Annotated in this window: 21 protein-coding genes, 1 pseudogene and 1 riboswitch; of the genes and pseudogenes, 1 reads left to right on the top strand and 21 read right to left on the bottom strand. The window is 62.1% G+C overall.

The window, feature by feature from the left end:
- From J2808_RS03875 to J2808_RS03785, 19 genes and pseudogenes are all read right to left on the bottom strand, one after another.
- Positions 1-1,843: galactose oxidase-like domain-containing protein (locus J2808_RS03875; RefSeq protein WP_309811802.1), on the bottom strand; the 1,843-nt coding region annotated here is incomplete at its 3' end.
- Positions 1,844-1,998: 155 nt separating this feature from the next.
- Positions 1,999-2,862 (bottom strand): hypothetical protein, encoded by an 864-nt coding sequence (locus tag J2808_RS03870; protein ID WP_309811801.1) that lies wholly within the window; start codon positions 2,860-2,862, stop codon positions 1,999-2,001.
- Positions 2,863-3,688: 826 nt separating this feature from the next.
- Complete coding sequence (locus tag J2808_RS03865; RefSeq protein ID WP_309811800.1) at positions 3,689-5,677, bottom strand: AAA family ATPase; 1,989 nt, start codon at positions 5,675-5,677, stop codon at positions 3,689-3,691.
- 242 nt (positions 5,678-5,919) lie between these two features.
- Positions 5,920-6,177: a hypothetical protein gene (locus J2808_RS03860; protein ID WP_309811799.1), complete on the bottom strand. Its 258-nt coding sequence runs from the start codon at positions 6,175-6,177 to the stop codon at positions 5,920-5,922.
- A 146-nt stretch (positions 6,178-6,323) separates the two neighbouring features.
- On the bottom strand, positions 6,324-6,770 hold the full coding sequence (locus J2808_RS03855) for a hypothetical protein (protein ID WP_309811798.1): 447 nt from the start codon (positions 6,768-6,770) through the stop codon (positions 6,324-6,326).
- A complete protein-coding gene (locus tag J2808_RS03850; RefSeq protein ID WP_309811797.1) occupies positions 6,767-8,182 on the bottom strand; it encodes a recombinase family protein in 1,416 nt (471 codons plus the stop codon). Before J2808_RS03850 ends, J2808_RS03855 begins: the two co-directional genes overlap by 4 nt.
- 21 nt (positions 8,183-8,203) lie before the next feature.
- Positions 8,204-8,455 (bottom strand): annotated as a pseudogene (locus J2808_RS03845) (magnesium chelatase domain-containing protein); the annotation flags it as partial.
- Positions 8,456-8,812: a YraN family protein gene (locus tag J2808_RS03840; RefSeq protein ID WP_309811796.1), complete on the bottom strand. Its 357-nt coding sequence runs from the start codon at positions 8,810-8,812 to the stop codon at positions 8,456-8,458. It lies immediately after the preceding pseudogene.
- A gap of 129 nt (positions 8,813-8,941) precedes the next feature.
- Positions 8,942-9,268 (bottom strand): DUF2469 domain-containing protein, encoded by a 327-nt coding sequence (locus J2808_RS03835; RefSeq protein WP_111909356.1) that lies wholly within the window; start codon positions 9,266-9,268, stop codon positions 8,942-8,944.
- Between the two features lie 77 nt (positions 9,269-9,345).
- Complete coding sequence (locus tag J2808_RS03830) at positions 9,346-10,083, bottom strand: ribonuclease HII (protein ID WP_397427974.1); 738 nt, start codon at positions 10,081-10,083, stop codon at positions 9,346-9,348.
- Between the two features lie 2 nt (positions 10,084-10,085).
- On the bottom strand, positions 10,086-10,997 hold the full coding sequence (lepB, locus tag J2808_RS03825) for a signal peptidase I (RefSeq protein ID WP_309811793.1): 912 nt from the start codon (positions 10,995-10,997) through the stop codon (positions 10,086-10,088).
- Positions 10,997-11,674 carry a signal peptidase I gene (gene lepB, locus J2808_RS03820; protein WP_309811792.1) on the bottom strand — a complete coding sequence of 226 codons (678 nt, stop codon included), beginning with the start codon at positions 11,672-11,674 and terminating at the stop codon, positions 10,997-10,999. The genes lepB (J2808_RS03825) and lepB (J2808_RS03820) overlap by 1 nt, the downstream gene beginning before the upstream one ends.
- An 84-nt stretch (positions 11,675-11,758) precedes the next feature.
- The gene (rplS, locus tag J2808_RS03815) at positions 11,759-12,118 is read right to left on the bottom strand and encodes a 50S ribosomal protein L19 (protein ID WP_131682513.1); all 360 of its coding nucleotides are present in this window, start codon (positions 12,116-12,118) and stop codon (positions 11,759-11,761) included.
- Between the two features lie 252 nt (positions 12,119-12,370).
- The gene (gene trmD / locus J2808_RS03810; protein WP_309811791.1) at positions 12,371-13,207 is read right to left on the bottom strand and encodes a tRNA (guanosine(37)-N1)-methyltransferase TrmD; all 837 of its coding nucleotides are present in this window, start codon (positions 13,205-13,207) and stop codon (positions 12,371-12,373) included.
- Positions 13,208-13,753: a ribosome maturation factor RimM gene (gene rimM / locus J2808_RS03805; RefSeq protein ID WP_309811886.1), complete on the bottom strand. Its 546-nt coding sequence runs from the start codon at positions 13,751-13,753 to the stop codon at positions 13,208-13,210.
- Positions 13,754-13,866: 113 nt separating this feature from the next.
- On the bottom strand, positions 13,867-14,109 hold the full coding sequence (locus J2808_RS03800) for an RNA-binding protein (protein ID WP_056349097.1): 243 nt from the start codon (positions 14,107-14,109) through the stop codon (positions 13,867-13,869).
- A 1-nt stretch (position 14,110) separates the two neighbouring features.
- A complete protein-coding gene (gene rpsP, locus J2808_RS03795) occupies positions 14,111-14,527 on the bottom strand; it encodes a 30S ribosomal protein S16 (protein WP_309811787.1) in 417 nt (138 codons plus the stop codon).
- Between the two features lie 211 nt (positions 14,528-14,738).
- Positions 14,739-15,176: a hypothetical protein gene (locus J2808_RS03790; RefSeq protein ID WP_309811784.1), complete on the bottom strand. Its 438-nt coding sequence runs from the start codon at positions 15,174-15,176 to the stop codon at positions 14,739-14,741.
- A 114-nt stretch (positions 15,177-15,290) separates the two neighbouring features.
- Positions 15,291-16,166, bottom strand: coding sequence for a VOC family protein (locus J2808_RS03785; protein ID WP_309811782.1), 876 nt, complete (start codon positions 16,164-16,166; stop codon positions 15,291-15,293).
- Between the two features lie 155 nt (positions 16,167-16,321).
- A riboswitch (TPP riboswitch) is annotated at positions 16,322-16,429 on the top strand.
- A 42-nt stretch (positions 16,430-16,471) separates the two neighbouring features.
- On the opposite strand from J2808_RS03785, the gene thiC reads away from it, so the two are divergent.
- Complete coding sequence (thiC, locus tag J2808_RS03780) at positions 16,472-18,268, top strand: phosphomethylpyrimidine synthase ThiC (RefSeq protein ID WP_309811778.1); 1,797 nt, start codon at positions 16,472-16,474, stop codon at positions 18,266-18,268.
- On the opposite strand, the gene J2808_RS03775 is transcribed toward thiC, so the two are convergent.
- Positions 18,251-18,985 (bottom strand): alpha/beta hydrolase, encoded by a 735-nt coding sequence (locus J2808_RS03775; protein ID WP_309811776.1) that lies wholly within the window; start codon positions 18,983-18,985, stop codon positions 18,251-18,253. The two genes, thiC and J2808_RS03775, sit on opposite strands and share 18 nt — an antisense overlap.
- Before the next feature lie 103 nt (positions 18,986-19,088).
- Positions 19,089-20,669 (bottom strand): signal recognition particle protein, encoded by a 1,581-nt coding sequence (ffh, locus tag J2808_RS03770; protein WP_309811774.1) that lies wholly within the window; start codon positions 20,667-20,669, stop codon positions 19,089-19,091.
- Positions 20,670-20,748: the final 79 nt, after the last annotated feature.

Genomic DNA, 20,748 nt, shown 5'->3' with positions numbered 1-20,748 from the left:
CGTGTCCGCCCGGCGTGGAATCGGTACCAATGACCCAAACAGTGCCGTTGGCGCCAACGCCTATGTCCCTGGCCGAACCCGGAAGACCGATCCAGGCGTCTCCTTCGCGTCGGAAGATCTTTCCCGCGTTGTTGACTACCCAAGGCAGCCCCTGATGGTCGACTGCGATTCTTTCGGCCCCTCCGTCAATGCCTTGCCACCCGCTCCCGGTCCAGAAATGAACTCCGTGTCCGCCCGGCGTGGAATCGGTACCAATGACCCAAACAGTGCCGTTGGCGCCAACGCCTATGTCCCTGGCCGAACCCGGAAGACCGATCCAGCGCGGCCCAGTAGGTTCAGCATGGCGAACCGTAACCATGGCGGCTTCAGAGGCAATGCCGTGCACGTCAAGGACGAACAGCATGTAGGGTCCTGGCGGAGCGACGCTGGCGGACCCGGGCATGAGAAGTTGCAGCTTGGAATGGCTGTGCCTTTTGAAGTCCAAGGTGACGTATCGCTGGTCGGAGTTAATGCTGTGCGTCACGGACGAACACCGGACAAGCGCCACACGCTCTATCTCTGCACTGGCTTCGACGGTTATCTCGACATTTATTGACCCTAGGGCGAGGAAGTTTGACGTTGCAGCGGTGATTCGAGGCCTGTCACTGCTAGCCATGTAACCCGGTCGATAAATTTCGATGCTTGAGTCCTCAACGGGATTTGCTGGGTTCCAGTGCTCAGTATTTCCGGCGACTGCAACGGCTCCTGAAGGCAGCAGTACTGCTGTGGAGTGGTACATGCGATTGCGGTTGAGTGTGCCTGCTGGTGCCCAGGACTCGTTCTCTGGGTTGAATAATTCGGCCTCCAGCACCGGATGGTGGGAGTGGTCGGCTACGCCGGCTCCGGCCCCTCCCGTTACGAGCACGGTGCCGTCGGCTAGGAGTGTGGCGTCACACATAAACCGGGCATGTGACATGTTGCCACCGTGCGGGGAGCGCCAAAAACTCTTTGTGGAATCGTTTGTGTTGATTTCAAAGATTTCACAGTCAGCGGCTGCGATTATCTTTTCATGGGGCAAAGGATAGAGTGACGTTTCCCCCGCTCCTCCGACCGTAAGAATGCGGACATATTGAGGGTTATCATGACGCAGCGGGAGCAGGACGCTTGCTCCTTGGTGGGGATAGCTTCGGCGTCCCACGAGAGCCATCTTCCAATGCTGGGATAGCCATTTCCGTGTTTCTATGTCCCACAGGCGACACGCGTTGCGGGAAAATACCCAAAGTAGTCCGTTCTTGCCATCAACCGAAGGTACGACGTGCAGGAAGGGGTACATATCGACGATGTGACCGGGGTTGAACTCGAAGGGTTTGCCGGCCTGCTTCTCAGTCAGTGAGAATATTTCCGCCTTATCATTGGGGACATTGGTGAAAGTCGGGAAATATCGGTTGGCGGCGCCGCCAACGATTAGTCCGTCGCCTCGGGGCAGTGTGACGCAAGTGGGGTAGTACCTTGCCCAAGGCATTGGCCGATGTTTGGTCCAAGTGGCGTTGGCTGGGTCAAAAGTATGAACATCATGGTCAGCCCCCACGCCTGGTCCAGCCCAGTTCCATGATTGTCCACCTCCAACCAGAAGGAGCCCGTTGCCTAGCCAGGTGTGGCCTGCACAGAATATGTTCCTCTGGACGTCACCGGAGGGACCGAAAGCTCCGCGCTCTATATTCCACATCTGCCACTTGCAGGTCCCAACCTCGTTCTCGGCTGCTGGGTCATATGAGAAGTAGAGGACGTCTCCTTTAGGCGTTACGGCGGCATGAGTGCCAGACATTTCCAGTTGTGCAGGTAATAATTCAAATGCTGACACCATGATTCCATTCTTGAATCCTCAAGTTACCCACCCGCAGTGGGCTTGTGGCCGCTGTTTAGGCAGTGGAATGCAGCACAAATGACCTCTCAGAACGGCGATCTACTTCTCGCTGGTGCGAGCCGCGCACGCATCGCACAACTTGCTGGCTCCATGAATCATTTGGTCGCCTCGATAATGTCAGATGCCTTTCGTTCCAACAACTTAGCCACGGCTTGTTGGCCGTAACCGAAAATAAGCGCCAACAACAGCACTGCCGGTAGCGATAGATATTTTCCGACTATTAACCCTGTTCCCACTGCCATCACCCCGATAAATGAGGTCCAGAGTCCAAACGCTGCGTTGACACACATGGATACCGGTTTGATGTCGAACCATTGAGTGTGGTCTAGTCTGGTGGGCCGAATGTAGAGATTTACAAACCCGCTCAGCAGGCCTCCTAACAGGCCAAAGAACATAACAAGAGATAGAAGAGTAAATCCCGACACGCTTCCGTCTTCTGGCGACGGGAGAAAAGAGGATCGACTGTTGGCCTGAAGTATTGCAACCACACCCGCAATCGCGAGCAGAACGACGCAAATGATAAGCATCCCTCTCTGCTTGTTCCGTTCCGAGTTGTGACGGTCCTGCGCTGCACCGTGCGCTTCAGCTTGGAAATTCCGTGCTAAACGCAACTTGTCAGCAGCGGCGGTTGCCTTATCAAATTCCCTCTTACAGACTTCCACGCGCCTGCTGGAGAGGCTGCTGCGGCCGCAACGTATTGCCCGGTCCTCTGCACGGCTCGGGTCCTGTTCCAAAGAGAGGAGCACCTCTTCGACTGTGTGTATAGCACCCCAAACCTTCTGTGCACCATTCGCCAGCAACACGCTTTTTAGACGGTTTGGAAGCCTGAGCTCGTCCTCAACGTCATCGAGCGTAGACTGCATGCGCTTTTTCGCTGCATCCTGCGAAGCCGGAAGGGTTTCCAGTTCCTCACGCAGCTTCCCTATTTTCGTCCCCGCATTCACGGCCCAACCGGCCACGTCTCCTCCTCCTCGCCGTCTGAAAGCAGTTCAACCGCCGGGTGCACTACTCTCAACCCGTATTGTTGAATCCAGCGCGTTACTGGGACGTTACAGCACCTGCAGCTGCCGCTTGTCCAAAAAGTAATTGCAGCTCGACTGCGTATTCACTATCTAACGCGCTCGTCGATTTGGAACGACACCTCAAACAGGCAAAAGCGCGGCTGCATAAAGATATAGAAGCGACCGCAGACACCTACTTGTTTATGCAGGACTCCATTAGAAACATCTGTTCGACGTTACCTACAACGAATTGCGTCCAGCACCAACAGCTGATCAGCTCCGACCCATTCTCATTCAGATAGATGGCTGGTCCCTGTTTTGCATTTCCGGCATAATTTTCCACCAGGCCGGGGACGACACCGTGCGCCACACTCTAAGCAGTCTCGGTAGCCACCGTAATGAAGCGGGCAACAGACCCTGAGCCTCCCCATTGCAGCCGCTTGGGCAAACCGACGACCACACACAGCACAGGCCACGATTGGTCGGCGGCTGCGTGCCGGGTCGTAGGTGAAGCGGGCACGCTTAGCGCATCGGCGCCCGCAGTAAAGCGTGTCAGGGTTAGTAGCCAGCATGTGCCGTTCGCATTGGGCGCATTCCTTGAGGTATTGCTTTTCCACTTGCTTTCCTTCCACTTTGCTCAAAATGCTCAAGGGGTCATTCACAATTTTGAAACTTTGTGCGAATGGCTACCCGGGCGCGCTTCCGTCCGGGGTCCTTAGCGATCCGAACGCCCCTACCCTGCGGGTCCTCACGACGAGCCCACAGGGTAGGGACATCTATTGGTTCAGTTCATAAGTGGTGTCCGCCCATGGAAACCCGTGTGACTCGGTTCTTCAAAAAGACATTGGTTACAAAGGCTGATGCCCTTTGATGCGTTGGCGTCAGTGAGGCGGCCCGCGTGGCAGTTTGTGCATAGGTCGCCGGCCTGTAAACCGTCTGACGCTTGCTTCCTGATCTCCGGTCCAGACAAGTAGGAGGCAGGGAGAATAGGAAGGTTAGGAAGTATGGGAGGTGAACTGCCATCCTTTGCAACCTTCCTAACCTCACTAACTTCCTGGGGTACAGGCTCCTCGTAGGAAGGTTGCGAGCCCTTAAGCCTAAACGTGAATTCCCCGCCGAACTCGGCGTTCCGAACAGATTCCCCGAGGTTGGACATGGCCATTTCAGCCACGGTCTTCCCGTAGCCGCTCTGCTGCAGATGGTCCTTGAGGTCACGGGTACGACATTGTCCGTCCCCCTCCGATAGGTAGTCGCGTATGGCCTCCTGGCATTCTTCGGCTTTGGTTGGTTTCCTGTTGGCCTCCGACTCTTCCTGTTTCCACTGCACCAGTAGGTTCCTGATCGTCATCAGAGCGGATGCCGGGGCTGTCAGATGGGCTGACGTGCCCGGGTCCTCGTTGCTCCTGTCCCGGACCTGCTCCACCCTGACTTGGAACTTCACTGCATCGACAAGGCCAGTCACGTTGGATTTGTCCGGTCCAACCCAAAGGTGCTGCACTGGACTGTCGTGGTCACTCTTGGGCCGTGCGGCGAAAAGGACCATTCTGGCCTTCTGCCGAAGCGCCGCGGTGCCACCCATGAGGTCCCTGATGTTGGTGGACTCCGTACGGTTGGTGTGGGTCACGAGGAGCACGGCGAGATTGTGCTTGGTCGCCAGTTGCTTCCAGGGATCCAGGGCTGCGCGAGCTTGTTGGGTGTCCCGGATGTTCAGGTTTCCCGCGACAGTGTCCAGCCAGGCGTCCACCACCAACATTGCCGGTTTGGTATCCCGTTCGTCGAGGAGAGCGTCAAGTAGGAGCATGTCGCCTTGGTATCCGCTACCGAAGACCGGTGTTCCAGTTCCGTCATTCTCGGCGGCGAAGAAGTGGATCCTGTTCGGGTCAGCGCCGGCGAGATGCAGGCGTGACATGACTTCGGACGGAGAGTCCTCCGTGACGATGATGACGACGTCGGCCGGCTCTCGGGCTGGCATTCCGAAGGGGGCGAAGGGCTTCCCGGTGGTGACGTGTGAAGCCATACGGACCCAGAGCAGGGACTTGCCAATGCCCTCTTCGCCGACCATGACGGTGAGCGCGCTTCTGGGGAGCCAACCTACTCCCAGCCACTTTGGCGGTGGTGGGAGCTCCAAATCCGTGGCTGTCCGCAGTTTCAGTCCCTTGCCAGTATCACCACTGTCGTCGACCAGTTTGGTATCCGGCTTGAGTTCATCCGTGCGTGGGCCCGGGTAGGGCTGTAGGTCGTCTATGCCGAAGCCCGCGTCTAAGTGGTCGGAAACGTCCTTTCCCGCCGCAGGGATTTTCACGGTCACCGCAATTCCGGCGCGTTCCAGGAGTGCTTTGGCTTGGTCGGCGTGGCGGTGTCCGGCGCCGTCGTTGTCGGCGATGAGGAGCACCTTGGCGCCTCGCAGATATTCGGCGTATTCGGGTTTGTTGAATTTACCGGCACCGTCAAAGTTGCATGTCGCCGTGTACCCCTCTGATCTCAGCCGGTCAGCGTCCTTCTCGCCTTCGACCAGAAGGACGATTTTGCCGGCCTGGATTGCGGGCTGCAGCTCGGGCAGCCGGTAGAGGGGTTTCTTCCCCAGCTTCCCGACCGCACCGGGTGGGGTGATGATGAATGACTTGGGGACGTAGCGGATCTTTTCGAAGAGCACGGTCCCGTCCGCGTCTGTGTACGGATAGCGTGCCACCTCGACCTTGGCGGGGGCTTTGGCTTCGGGTGCGTCGAAGAGGTCCGCCAGTCGGAGGTGGAGGGGTGCGAGAGCGTCCTCCACCGCGCATCCCGCGAAGCACTTGACCAGCACTCGGCCCTCGCCCTGGCTGATTGACAGTGAAGGCGTCCTGTCTGGATGCGCAGGGCATTGCGCCATCCACGTGCTCGCGCTGGTCTGCTTGACCCTGTGTCCGTTGGCTTCGAGCGCTGCGACCAGCCGGGCCGAGGCGGCGGCGCTTGATATTCTTGTTGTGTGTTGAGGTTGTGGCCGCCCAGTTCCCGCTGGGCGGCTTATCTCTGCTCTCATACAGCATCACCGCCGGAGGCGGGCTTGTCCGCAGGGACCGGGCGGAGCAGGACCGCTATTGCATCTAGCTGGGACTGATCCAGCGGCGGCGCCTCGGCGACGACTTTCGCTATGTAGGCTTCGAGCTTGGCCGCGGCGAGGTTCTGCCGTGCTGCTGCTACGGCCTCCGGGTCGGCGCGGCGGGTCGCTACTCCGAGATTGTTGCGCGCGAAAACGACTTTGTTGGCAGGTTCGAGGGGGTCCAGCTTGGGCATGAAAAAGCTCCCATGTGAAGACAGCAGCAAGCTGTCGCTTCACCGGGAGCTGTTTACGCTACTTCCCCTTCTGGGGCCCTGTACGTGCGTCTGCGGGAGATGGTCGCCACCACCAATTTGGCTCAATACTAACAAAGTCTTGCTGTTCATGTGAGGGTAATCCGGTAACTGCTCTGCTGTCCTTGGCGAACCTTGACAATGCGTTCGATTGCCGCACGGAGGAGTTTCAGATGCTGGCGTTGTGCCGACCAGCCGCAGCGGCAATGGATAGTGGTGACCTCCGGCCAGACCTTGCCCGTTCCGTCACCGGCCCAGTAGGGATCGGCGCGGACTGCCTTCCCAGGATTGGCCGTGACGGCTAGGTCACGACCCCAGGACATCACAATCTGGGGAGGAACGGACCGATAGTCCTCATCGTCCAACCCGTTGTCTTCGCTGACTACCAGCTCGAGGGCCACCCCCGTCCGGTGACCGGCGGAGCAGTGCAGAGGCATTCGGAGTGCGCGGCCCTCTCGCCGCTGCCCTGCGCGGACTATCTTAACGGCGTCAGGGTGAAACCTCAGTGCGTGGTATTCCTCGTTGGGGTCGGTCATGTCTGGGCCTTCCACTGGAACGTTACTGTGGCCGGGTCGAAATAGTCCTCTCCGGAGACCCAGCCCTTCGGCCTGCCCTTCCGTTGCGGAAGAAGGGTCACCGTTGCCAGGCGGTTGATGACGGCGCGGCGGCGTCCCAAGGTCTCGCCAAGGAAGGCCTGTCCTGTGTCAGGGGCCGCGAGCAGGTCAGCGAGTCCGGCGCCGCGACCCGCCTCTGCGAGCTTGGACTCCAAATCGAGAATCCGTGCGTCAAGGTGCGCGGTGGCGATCTTGACCTGCTGGGCCGTCAGGTTGCCTTCTGCGTGGTCGAGCGGCAGCTGGTCACGCCTGGCGCGTAGCACGGCGGCTTCCTCCCGGAGCGGGCCTACGTCGTCCGTGCTCTCGCTTATGAGCAGCCCGGCTGCTTTCGGCTGCCTGAGGTATTCGGCGATGGTGCCCGTCACGACTCCATCGACGGCGGTTAGCGTCCGCGCGACGTGGGAACCGTTGGTGCATCGGTAGACGCGCCGACGGTCGCTGGACATGCTGGCGCGGAGCGGTTTTTTGCAAACCCCGCAAAGGTAGAGATTGGATCCCAGCCATTTGGGTGTGCTGCCGGTGGTGGTGCGGCGGGAAGGATCTTTGAGGATGGACACGACGGCGCGCCACGTCTCCTCTGTCAGGATGCCCGGCCATTGCGCTGGTTCGCCGATAATTTCGCCGCGGTATTCGGCGAAGCCTGCGTTGCGTGGGCGGAGCAGGATGTTGCGGAGGTTGATCTCGTCCAGCGGCAGCGACTTGGTAGAAGTGGTGCGGAAACCCCGAGCGGTTAGCTCTGCGGCGATGGAGCGGAGCGACTGGCCCGCAATGAGCTTGTCCGACGCCTGCTTCACGGCAGTCTGCTCCGCCTTTCGAATGGTCAGCCCGTCCGCCTCATAGCCAAACGGGCGCGGCCCTCCGCGCCACTTCCCCGCCTGGGCTGCCTGCTGTTTAGCGCGCCTGACACGATCCTGACCGTGCTCAACTTCCCGCTGGGCGATTGAGCCAAGCATGCGGGCCATCATGCGTCCGTCAGGGGTTGCCAGGTCGAGCTGTCCCCCGCGGACGGTGGAGACTTTGGCTCCGGTGCGCTCAATGATGTCTATGAACTTTTCCAGCTCGGCGTTACGGCGGTGAAGCCGATCGGTGTGCCAGGCAACGGCTGCGTTGATCCTGCCGGATTCAAGATCGGCCAGCATCTGCTGGTAACCGGTTCGGGCTTTCTTGCGCTGGTACGCGCTGATGTCGTTGTCCTCGTAGACGGTAACTACGTCCCAGCCGAGCTGGGCGGCCAGTTCCCGGCAGTCCTCAGCCTGACGGGTGACGCCGAGGCCCGCGCCTTCTTTATCGTTGCTGATCCGGGTGTAGATCCCGGCTTTCCTTTGGGTATTCACAGTGTGTCTAGCCTACAGTTTCGCCAGGTCAAAGCCGGAACCGCGCTTGGGCAGCGATGCCGGAATCAGGTTGGCAGTGATCTTCCGGCGGCTCAGCGGGATACCGGAATTCTTGGCCGCCGACCGTATCCGTTCTTTGGCTTCATTGAGGGCTGCGTCCGGCAGGCCAAGGATGACAAATGCAGGCAAAGTCTGGCCGATGTCAGCCTCGACCTCGACGATGTACCCGTTCAACCCCACCAGTGCTACCGAGTAGGTCCTGCCCAGAGCCATCTAACCCACCCCTCTGAGGTGTTCCACCAAGGGGTCTCCGCCGCCGTCGTCCACCACGGCCACGATGTCCACGCGCCGCAACGGCATCCGCAGTTCCCGGTTCCTGCACCAGGCCGATCCGAGCCGATGCAGGCGGGCGAGTTTGGCGGTCCCGACGGCCTCAAACGGGTGGCCGTAGTCCAGGCTGCGCCGGGTTTTCACTTCGGCGATCACCAGGGCATCCCCGTCCAGCGCCACAATGTCTATTTCACCTTCGGCACAGCGCCAGTTCCGCTCCACCACCAGCATGCCCAGCGATTCAAGATAGCCGGCGGCAAGCTCCTCGCCGCGCTGGCCCAACAGGTCTTTGGCTTTCATTTTCTACCTCCGCAACCAGCCTGCAGGGGCAGGGCAGCGGAGCGTGAAAAGTCGGACGCCTATGTGGGTAAACCTGGCAAACCCCTGCCTCAGCGGCCGTGTGGAGGACTAGTGGCGGGGCAGGGGCCGTCAGTTGCCGAGGTCAACGTCCTTGGGCAATGCGAGTTCCTCGTTGCGCGGCAGTTCTTCGACATTGACGTCTTTGAACGTCAGCACCCGGACCGTCTTGACGAAGCGGGCCGAGCGGTAGACGTCCCACACCCAGGCGTCCTGCAGCGTCAGGTCGAAATACACCTCGCCGTCGGCGCTGCGCGCCTGAAGGTCAACGTGGTTGGCCAGGTAAAAGCGGCGTTCCGTCTCGACAACGTAGCTGAAGAGCCCGACGACGTCCCGGTATTCACGGTAGAGCTGCAGCTCCATGTCGGTTTCATAATTCTCAAGATCCTCAGCACTCATGCTTCCATCTTGCACCATCCAAGGCACCACCGGCGCGGCAGCAGCGCTTCATGAGTGCTACCGCCCGGCGCCAGGCATCAGAGATCGCCGCCGAGGAGGTTCCAGCTCACCCGGTGGTAGGGGGTAGGGCCGGCGGCGCGCAGCGCCTCGCGGTGGACTACGGTGGCGTATCCCTTGTTGACGTCCCAGCCAAAATCCGGATATTCGATGTGCAGGCCGCGCATCTGCTGATCGCGTTCCACCTTGGCAATCACGCTGGCGGCTGCCACGCTGAGGCACTGCATGTCCGCCTTGACCTTAGTGTGGACGGGGGCAGCGCAGCCGGGCTCCAAGGCGGGCTCGTCGAACAGGGAAAGCTGCCCGGGCGGCGTGAGCCAGTTGTGGCTGCCATCGAGCAACACCACATCCGGACTGACTCCTGCGGCTAGGATCTCCAGCCAGGCGCGCGTCCCGGCGAGCCGAAGCGCGGCGATGATGCCCAGCGCGTCGATCTCATGGGCAGAAGCATGCCCCACAGCGGATGCCACGCTCCAGCTCCGAACCAGGGGTTCCAGGCGCTCCCTCTCCGCGGGGCTGAGCAGCTTGCTGTCCCGCACCCCGGACAGGGGCTTCTGGGTGTGGAGGTCGACGACGGCGATCCCGACGCTCACAGGCCCGGCCAGGGCGCCGCGCCCCACCTCATCGACGCCGGCCAGGTAACGGGCACCCTGCGCCTTGAAGGTCCGCTCGTGCCGGAGAGTAGGAGCTTTGGAACGCGGACCTGCAGTTTGGCGGGCCGGCGCCGCGGCAAGAGGGGCTGGCGTGACTGTTGGCACTGCTATTTCCCCGCGGGCACGTTCCGGAAAACGTCGGGATAGTTGTCCAGGACGGTGATCCGGTTCAGCGGCCATGCGATGACGGCTGCCTTGCCCTCTACATCCTCCAGATCGACGAATCCGCCGTTGGAATCCAGATGGGAGCGGGAATCAGCGGAGTGGTTGCGGTTATCGCCCATCACCCATACTTTCCCTTCCGGAACGACAACATCGAAGGCACGGATGAGCGGCGTCTCAGCGGCGTTGACGTAGGTTTCATCAAGAGGAGATCCGTTGATGGTCAGTTTACCGCCGTTGTCACAGCAGATCACCTTATCTCCGGGAAGCCCGATAACTCGCTTGACGAGGTGCTGCTCGGAGTTGTCCGGCAGCAAGCCCACAAACGTCAGACCGTCCTGGACCCAGGTGAACGGTCCGATCTCCTTCTCCGGCGTCTCGGCAAGCCAGCCCTGGGTATCCCGGAATACCACCACGTCGCCGCGTGAGAGCGCGAGCGGCTCGGGCACCAGGAGATTCACAAAGATCCGGTCGTTGACGTCCAGGGTGCTGACCATGGACTCAGACGGAATATAGAACGCCCTGAACAGGAAAGTCTTGATCAGGAAGGACAGCACCACGGCGATCACCACAACTGTGGCAACTTCCTTCAACCAAATGAAAATCGGGCTGGGCGCTCCAGCCTTAGGCGCGGCGGAGCGGCGCCCGGGTTCCGGCACTGCCGGCCTAGCATCGCCGTTGTCGTCGTCGGCCGGATCGGGCACGGTACGGCCGCCGTCGGACGCGATGTGGGCGGTAGCGCCGCCGTCGGAACTGGCGCGGCTGGAACCCGCTGCATCGGCAGCCTTGTGGTCGGCGGAAAAGCCGGTGGCACCATCACGGGGCGGCTCGGGAGTCCGGGCTTCGTTCTCGGGCATTACGGTCCGTCCTGTGTCGTTGGTCCTGCCGCGTGCGGCCGTGGTACTTCAGCAAATCTATCAATTGGCCAGATGATGTGGACCGGCCTGCCGATGACCCTGGCAAGCGGCACCATGCCGCCGCCCGGAGCGCCGAGCAGGCTGCGCGAATCAGCGGACACCGAACGGTGGTCACCCAGCAGCCACAGCCTTCCGTCGGGAACAACTGCGGTGAAGACCTGCGTGCTTGGCCTGTCACCCTCGTAGAGATAGGGCTCGTCAAGCGCTGTCCCGTTTACGGTGACCTTTCCGTCCGTATCGCAGCAGATCACAGTATCCCCCGGAAGTCCGACGACCCGTTTGACGTAGGTCGTGTCGCTGCCGGCCAGGCCCAGCCATTGGCCCGCCGCAGCGACGGAATCCAGCAAGGGGCCCTTCCCGCTGTTCAGCGGAGCAAAGGATCCCCTGCCGTCAAAGACCACAATGTCGCCCCGGCGGACCGGCTCATTGTTGAAGCCGGTCCTGGAGACCAGGATGCGGTCGCCGCCTTCAAGGAGGGGCTCCATGGAGTTGGACGGGATGAAATACACATCCAGCCACAGCGAACGCACCAGGCCGCTGACAAGCACGGCAAGGAGAAGCGCCAGGAACGCAAAACGCCAGCCCATTTTTCTGGGCTGGCGTTTTGACTGGTCCATGATCCGTATTCCTGGGGCGCTGTTGCGAAGGGCTCCGGCGCTGGCCTGGTACGGCTGGGGCCTGTTTTGTAGGTCCCGGGGGACTTACTTCTTGGTCTGGAAGTCGCGCTTTTCCTTGATCTTTGCAGCCTTGCCGCGCAGATCACGCATGTAGTACAGCTTCGCGCGGCGCACGTCACCCTTGGAGACGACCTCGATCTTTTCAATGATCGGGGAGTGTACCGGGAAGGTACGCTCCACACCGACGCCGAAGGAGACCTTGCGGACGGTGAAGGTTTCGCGAAGGCCATCGCCGTGGCGGCCCAGGACGAAGCCCTGGAACACCTGGACACGGGAGTTCTTGCCTTCGATGATGTTCACGTGAACCTTGAGGGTGTCACCCGCGCGGAACTCGGGAACATCGGTGCGCAGCGAGGCTGCATCTACGGAATCGAGAATATGCATAATTGCACTCCTGGTGAACGCCACAGGTCATTCACTTTGGGTCACGGCGGCCAAGCCCGGAAGCGCAGGACGCACCCGGAGATTACCGCCGAAAGTTAAGTGGTCCGGTCCGTTCAATGTTTGAAAGTACCGGGGTGTCCAGCTGTTGGTTGCGCTCCCCCTGTGGCAGGTGCGGACCCAGCAGACACAAAGACTAATTTTGCCACACTGACAGGACTTCAGCCAATTGCCGCAGCGGGCAGACCTGTCAGCTCAGGTGGAGGCGCCCTCGCTGGTACCGGCACCGGTTTGACTATCAACCCCACGCCGGGCACGGAGGCGGCCATCGACGACGTCGTACCCGAGGTCGTAGAGAGCGGTCCGGTCGGCACGTGGCAGCTTACCGGCGTCGAACGTTTCGAGCAGGTCCGGGCGCCGCTCCGCCGTCCGCTGGTACTGCTGGTGGCGCCGCCACTGCGCGATCTTCCCATGGTTGCCGCTCAGCAGTACTGCCGGCACTTCCCGGTCACGCCAGCTGGAGGGCTTGGTGTATACCGGGTACTCCAGCAGCCCATCGGAGTGCGACTCCTCCACCAGTGACTCGGGGTTGCCCACGACGCCGGGCAGCAGCCGGCCGATAGCCTCAACCATGGCCAGGACAGCCACTTCACCGCCGTTGAGCACGTAGTCGCCCAGGCTCATGGGCCGAACGGTGAAATGTTCAGCCGCCCATTCGATGACGCGCTCGTCGATGCCTTCGTAGCGTCCGCAGGCAAAAACCAGCTGCTCCTCTTCGGCGAGCTCATGTGCCAGTGCCTGGGTGAAGCGCTCCCCCGCCGGCGACGGCACGATCAGGACCGGCTTGGTTGCTTTGGCTTCGTCGGCACCGGCCACGGAAGCCAACGCCTGCGCCCATGGCTCCGCCTTCATCACCATGCCGGCGCCGCCGCCGTACGGCGTGTCATCCACTGAGCGGTGTTTGTCTGTAGTGAACCCGCGCAGATCGTGGACGTGCAGGTCCAGCAGGCCGTCCTGGCGGGCTTTGCCAATGAGGGACAGCTCCAGGGGCGCCAGGTACTCCGGGAAGATGCTGACGACGTCGATTCTCATCTACGCGTTGCCCTCGGGTCCGCCGGCAGCAGCGTCGTCGGAGTTAATGTCAAAAAGTCCGTCCGGCGGCGTGAGCAGGACAAACCCCTCGGCCACATTGACTTCCGGCACGATCTGCTCCACGAAGGGGATGAGGATTTCCTTGCCGTCTGCGTCCTCGACCACCAGCAGGTCCTGGACCGGCATGGTGTGCAGGGCAGCGATCTTGCCCACCACCTGTGAGCCCACCCGCGCTTCGAGTCCCACCAGTTCGTGCTCGTACCAGCCTTCGTCGTCGTCCCCCTCCAACTCTTCGGTTTCGATGAACAGCTTGGCGCCGCGGAGAGTCTCTGCCTGGTTGCGGGTTTCGATTCCCTCGAACGCGAGGAGGAGGATGTCCTTGTTCCAGCGGGCGCTCTCAACCGTCAGGGGCCCCGCCGAAACCGGCTCCACGACAAACTCGGTGCCCGGCACAAACCGGTCCGCCGGAGCATCGGTCAAAACCTGGACCGTCACTTCCCCGCGGATTCCGTGCGGTTTGCCGATTCGTGCCACCTGAAGCTGCATCTGTTCCTCTGTTCCGGTTGTGGGAGTATCCACAGTGTTGTGATGAAAGCACTCCGGCCCCTCCACCTTGACGGGTGGAAGGGCCGGAGCAAAAAACTGATATTGCCGAGCGCTTAGCGGCGGCGGTCGGTGTCGACGACGTCGACCCTTACCGGTTCGCCGTCTGCCAGCGCCGCCACAACGGTGCGCAGTGCACGTGCGGTGCGGCCCTGACGGCCGATCACCCGGCCTAGGTCATCCTGATGAACGCGAACCTCGAGGGTGTCCCCGCGGCGGTTGTTCTTCGAGCTGACCTTGACATCTTCCGGCGAATCAACGATTCCCCGGACCAGGTGTTCGAGCGCTTCTGCCAGCAATCTACTCAGCCTCGGTGGCTTCTGCTTCGGCCGGGGCCTCGGCTGCGTCAGACTGCTTTGCCTTCTTGGTGATGGCTTCCGGGATGATCACGGAACCCTTTTCCGGGGCAACAAAGGCAACCTTGGGAGCTTTGGTCTTCAGGGTGCCTTCCTGGCCCGGGAGGCCCTTGAACTTCTGCCAGTCACCGGTGATCTTGAGGATCGCGGCAACCTGCTCGGACGGCTGTGCGCCAACGCCGAGCCAGTACTGGGCACGGTCCGTGTCGACCTCAATGTATGAGGGCTCTTCGGTGGGGTGGTACTTGCCAATCTCTTCGATGGCACGGCCGTCACGCTTGGAGCGTGCGTCCATGACGACGATGCGGTAGTACGGTGCGCGCATTTTGCCAAAGCGCTTAAGGCGAATCTTTACGGCCACTTTTGTGGTCACTCCTGTTTCAGAAAAGGGTTGAACCGACGTTCTGCACCCGTGGGGCGGGCCATACTTGAGGGTTCGAAGGACAGGATCCGGACGCGGAGAGAGGGGCCACGCAGATCGAGTACCTGTTTATTGTGCCAGATCAGCGTCAGGATTTCGACTTGACACGTTTGGATGCGGCCGGCGGGAAGCCCGGAAGGCCGCTGCCGGCCTAGGACGACCAGACATACAACCCGGTGCGCTCGGTGTCGTCGATTCCACCGGCCAGCTCGGCAAGCTGCTGCACATAGTTCCGGGCGTCGGCCGCGCCGAACGGCATATCGTCCTGGGCAGCCCACTTTTCTGCGACATCGTCCAGGACATTGCCTTCACCCTCAGTTTCGTAGCTGAGGAGGTCCGCCAGCGCGCGCACCATTGCCGGCGGGACGCCGAGGAGTGAATCGCTGGAAACGTCAACCATGGCCAGTTCATAGCCCTCGCCACCGGCGTGGACCGCAGCCCCGGCGAGGTCGCCGAGCTGTTCAATCTCGAAATCACTGACTCCAGGTATCCGCAGCGCGGGTCCGGACGGCGAGCCGCCGGCGTCAAGGACAGCGGCGCGTTTCAGCGCGGCGTCGTGGGTAGCTACAAAGATTTCAGTGAAGCCCATGGGAACAGCCCTCATTCCGTCGACGGTGCGGCCCAGACGGGCAGCTTAGGGTGCCGCCCCGGCCGTTCGGAATCAGCCTAGTGCATGGCGGGCCGCACTTCCGGCCACCGGCACTCAGCGGACGGCAACCCGGATGCTGTTGCGCCACGGATCCTCGAACCGCAGCTCGGCGCCCGTATGGTGGGAGACCACACCGGCGACCTTCAGGCGGTCAGCGAGCGCTCCGACGTCGTCACCGGAAGCCACTTCGATGAGCACTTCGCCCAGGCCCAAAGTGTCCTTGCGTGGACCGGCACCCCGGCTGTTCCAGACATTCATGGCCATGTGGTGGTGGTACCGGCCCGCCGAAACGAACAGGGCCTGCCCGTGCCAGCCGGCGGTCTTTTCGAATCCCAGGGTGCCGACGTAGAAATCGTGCGCTGACTGGACGTCTCCAACCTGGAGGTGGACGTGACCCACGCCTGCTTCGGTGCCCAGCTGGCCGTCCAGAGATTCCTGGGACAGGTGCTGCTCCAGGTAGCGCTGCGGCGGCAGCGCCAAGCTGTCCATCACAACTTCAGTGCCGTTCCAGGACCAGTTTTTGCGGGGGCGGTCCCAGTAGAGCTCGATGCCGTTGCCCTCGGGGTCGTTGAAGTAGAAAGCCTCGCTAACGAGGTGGTCGGCGCTGCCAGTGAAGAGCCGGGGATCAAACTGGGCGGCGGTGGCCACCGTGGCAGCCAGTGCAGCCTGGTCATCGAAGAGCAGCGCCGTGTGGAACAGCCCGGCCTCTCCCCTGCCCGGCAGGTGCAAGGCAGGGGCCGACGCCAGATGAACCAAGGGGCGGTGGAGGCGGCCGAGGTAGACACCGCCATCCTCTTCGGCGACAACCTCAAGGCCGAGTGCGCGCTGGTAGTAGTCGGTCATCAGCTTCATGTCGCCCACCTTGAGCATCACAGTGCCCATGGAGAGATCGGCAGGTAGAAGATCCTGGCTGGTGGCTTCTGCAGTCATGTGAACGCTCCCGGTCCGCTGGCCTTCGGAATTGAGGGCCACTATGCATCTAATTTACTTGAAGCTTCAATTTAATTCAAGCGCCCGGGAACTCAGACTGTGGGCACATCCCGTGATTGCTGTCACCGAGCCACCCTCGCCCTGTGGTAGCTTCGACTTGACCACACGGGAGCCCTTGCACGGGCTGAGATCGGGCTGACGCAGCCTGCGACCGTTGAACCTGTCCGGGTAATGCCGGCGAAGGAAGTGAGTATTCATTGAATGCACAAGAAACACAGCTGATCCCTGCCCAAAATGAAACCGACGTGGATCAAACGCTCCGCCCTGAAACCCAGTCGCTGAAGTCCCATTCGCTGGCGTACGTCACCGATGAAGCCACGGGGATCCGGGTTCCTGTGACGGAAATCGCGCTGGAAGCGTCGCCGAACGGCGAAGCGAACGGGCCGTTCCGGACCTACCGCACCGCGGGTCCCGGCAGCGATCCGGTAGTTGGCCTCAACCCGTTCCGGTCGGAGTGGATCGCTGCCCGCCGCGACACCGAACCGTACAGCGGCAGGGAGCGGAACCTGCTCGACGACGGCAAGTCGGCCGTACGCCGCGGAGCCGCCTCCGCAGAGTGGAAGGGGGCACAGCCGGTGCCCCGCCGCGCCGTCGACGGCAAATCCGTCACGCAGATGCACTATGCCCGGCGCGGAATGGTGACGCCGGAGATGCAGTTCGTTGCCCTCCGCGAAAACTGCGACGTGGAACTGGTCCGCAGCGAAGTGGCCGCCGGGCGCGCCATCATTCCCAACAACATCAACCACCCGGAATCCGAACCCATGATCATCGGCAAGGCATTCCTGGTGAAGATCAACGCCAACATCGGCAACTCCGCCGTCACCAGCTCCATCGCCGAGGAAGTGGACAAGCTCCAGTGGGCCACCCAGTGGGGCGCAGATACGGTGATGGACCTGTCCACCGGCGACGACATCCACACCACCCGTGAATGGCTCATCCGCAACTCCCCGGTCCCGATCGGCACAGTGCCCATCTACCAAGCGTTGGAGAAGGTCAACGGCGAGGCCAACAAGCTGACCTGGGAGATCTTCCGCGACACCGTGATCGAACAGTGCGAGCAGGGCGTGGATTACATGACCATCCACGCCGGAGTCCTGCTGCGTTATGTGCCGCTGACCGCCAACCGTGTCACGGGCATCGTTTCGCGCGGCGGGTCCATCATGGCCGGCTGGTGCCTCGCCCATCACCAGGAGAACTTCCTGTACACGCACTTCGACGAGCTGTGCGAAATCTTCGCCAAGTACGACGTCGCGTTTTCCTTGGGTGACGGCCTGCGTCCGGGGGCGACAGCAGACGCCAACGATGCCGCCCAGTTCGCCGAACTGGACACCCTGGCCGAACTCACCCAGCGGGCCTGGGAATTCGACGTGCAGGTGATGGTGGAGGGCCCCGGCCACGTCCCGTTCCACCTGGTCCGGGAGAACGTCGAGCGCCAGCAGGAACTCTGCAAGGGCGCCCCCTTCTATACGCTGGGCCCGCTGGTCACCGACATCGCCCCGGGCTATGACCACATCACCTCGGCCATCGGGGCCACGGAAATCGCCCGCTATGGCACCGCCATGCTCTGTTACGTCACACCCAAGGAGCACCTGGGCCTGCCCAACAAGGACGACGTTAAAACCGGCGTCATCACCTACAAGATCGCCGCTCACGCCGCCGACCTTGCCAAAGGCCACCCCGGTGCCCACGAACGGGACGATGCCCTGTCCAAGGCGAGGTTCGAATTCCGCTGGCGCGACCAGTTCGCGCTGTCCCTGGATCCGGTGACTGCGGAAGCGTTCCATGACGAGACGCTGCCGGCCGAGCCCGCCAAGACCGCCCACTTCTGCTCCATGTGCGGCCCGAAGTTCTGCTCCATGAAGATCAGCCAGGACATCCGGGATGAGTACGGTTCCGCCGAGGCGCAGGCAGCCATCGCCGGGATCTACAGCGGGATGCGCGAAAAAAGCGAGGAATTCCTGGCGAATGGCGGAAAGGTCTACCTGCCCGAACTGCGGCTCCCCGCTGCGGCGGAGGCAGCGCCCTCAGGAGGCCTGGACTGAGCGGGACCTGCCGACGTCGGCAATGAAGGACCGGATGGCGCGGTCACCTTCAAGTGAATCCTGAGGCCGGTGCCCGCCCGCAGCAATGCGGTGCAGGGCGCCGGTCTCACGCAGGTATCCGGCAATTTCCTCGTAGAGCGGTTCCCAGCCGCCGGTCAGCACCATGGTGGGGACGCCTGGAACAATGTGCAGCGGAGCTTCCCAGGCCGGCGCCTGCAGCCGCAGCCTCCTCGCCGAACGCATTTCCTCCTGGGACACCGGTTCATGGAGGTCCACGGCGAACATACGCCGGACGTATTCTCTCTGGAAATCCTCATCTCCCAGTTGATGCCGGACATCGAAAAGCGGCTGCATCAGGGCACGATGGGCGGCAGTGGCCGGCAGTTCAGCGGTCAGCGACAGACACGCCGGCTCCACCAGGGTCAGCGAATACACGAGGTCAGGGCGTTCGACGGCGGCCATCATGGCTGCAATAGCGCCCTGGGCGTGCGCCACCACATGGCCGCCCGCGGCACCCCGGCCGTCATCCGCCAGGGACCTCAGCACAATGGCGGTGTCCTCGTCAAAGGAGGATTCCACCGGTTCGGCCACAGGATCGAAGCCATGCCGCCGCAGGAACAGAGCATCGTAGTTCAGCGCCATTCCGTGCTGCCGCGGCCACGCCGCCGCGCCGAACGGTCCGGCGCCGTGCACGAAAACTACCCTCTGCTTGAACATGACCCAACCCTATTCGACGGCAATGACAACCCAACCAGATAGCAGTAAGTGTCGTTTTGAGCGTTCAAAACGACACTTACTGCTATCCAGTTGGGGGCGGTGATTACTTGCCGAGGAACTTGTCGAAGCCCTTGGGCAGGTTCAGCTGCGAAGGATCGAAGTCACCGGACTGCTGGCCGAAAGCGGCGCCAGTCGGGAGCGCCTTGGCGGCACCGGCACGGCGGGCTTCGGCGTCCTTGAGCTCCTGGGCAGCCTTGGCCGGGTTGCCTGAACGTGCCTTCTTCTTCGGGGCGTTCTTACCGCCCTTCCGTGCGCCGCCGGGGCCACCCATGCCGGGCATCCCGGGCATTCCCGGCATACCGCCGCCCTGGGCCATCTTTTTCATCATCTTCTGGGCCTGGGCGAAACGCTCCAGCAGGCCGTTGACCTCGGACACGTGGACGCCGGAGCCCCGGGCGATGCGTGCGCGACGGGAGCCGTTGATGATCTTCGGTGCTACGCGCTCGTGCGGCGTCATGGAGCGGACGATCGCCTCGACGCGGTCGATCTCGCGCTCGTCAAAGTTTTCCAGCTGCTGGCGGATGTTCTGCGCGCCCGGCATCATCATGAGCATCTTCTTCATGGAGCCCATGTTTCGGATCTGCTGCATCTGGGCCAGGAAGTCGTCCAGGGTGAAGTCTTCCTGGTCGGCGAATTTCTTCGCCATCCGGGCCGCTTCGTCCTTGTCCCAGTTTTTCTCGGCCTGCTCGATCAGGGTGAGGACGTCGCCCATGTCCAGGATGCGGGAGGCCATGCGGTCCGGGTGGAACAGCTCAAAGTCGTCCAGGCCTTCGCCGGTGGACGCGAACATCACGGGTTTGCCGGTGACCGACGCAACCGAAAGCGCGGCACCGCCGCGGGCGTCGCCGTCGAGCTTTGACAGCACGATGCCGGTGAAGTTCACACCCTCGTCAAAGGCCATCGCCGTGTTCACGGCGTCCTGGCCGATCATGGCGTCGATGACGAACAGCACTTCGTTGGGGACAATGGCCCGGCGGATCTGGCTCGCCTGCTCCATCATCTCGGCGTCCACACCGAGGCGGCCAGCCGTATCGACAATCACGACGTCGTGCAGCTTCTGGCGCGCTTCCTCGACGCCGGCGCGTGCGACGGCGACAGGGTCACCGGCCGGGTGCTCCAGTTCGGAGGTGGCCCCCGGGTGCGGCGCGAAGACGGGCACGCCGGCACGCTTGCCAACTACCTGGAGCTGGGTGACCGCGTTGGGGCGCTGGAGGTCGCACGCCACGAGAATGGGGCTGTGGCCCTGCGCCTTGAGCCATTTGGACAGTTTGCCGGCGAGAGTGGTCTTACCGGCGCCCTGGAGGCCCGCAAGCATGATGATGGTGGGGCCGGTCTTGGCCAGGCGGATGCGGCGCGTCTCGCCACCGAGGATCTCAACCAGTTCCTCATTGACGATCTTGACGATCTGCTGGCTGGGGTTCAGCGCCCCGGAGACCTCGGCACCCAGGGAACGTTCCCGGACCCTGGCCGTGAACTCGCGCACTACGGGAACAGCGACGTCGGCATCCAGGAGGGCGCGGCGGATCTCCCGGACTGTGGCATCAACATCTGCCTCGGTGAGGCGGCCCTTGCCACGGAGATTCTTGAAGGTTGCTGTCAACCGGTCAGAGAGTGAATTGAACACGCGCCGCGCACTTCTTTCAGTGGAGTTACAGGGGGGACTCGACTATCTAGGGTACCAAGTCGGGCATGCATGATGGCAT

This window comes from Pseudarthrobacter sulfonivorans (genome assembly GCF_031454915.1).
Classification (GTDB): Bacteria; Actinomycetota; Actinomycetes; order Actinomycetales; family Micrococcaceae; genus Arthrobacter; species Arthrobacter sulfonivorans_C.
The sequence above is the reverse complement of the archived record's forward strand: the minus strand, read 5'-3'. Positions and strand labels throughout refer to the sequence as shown.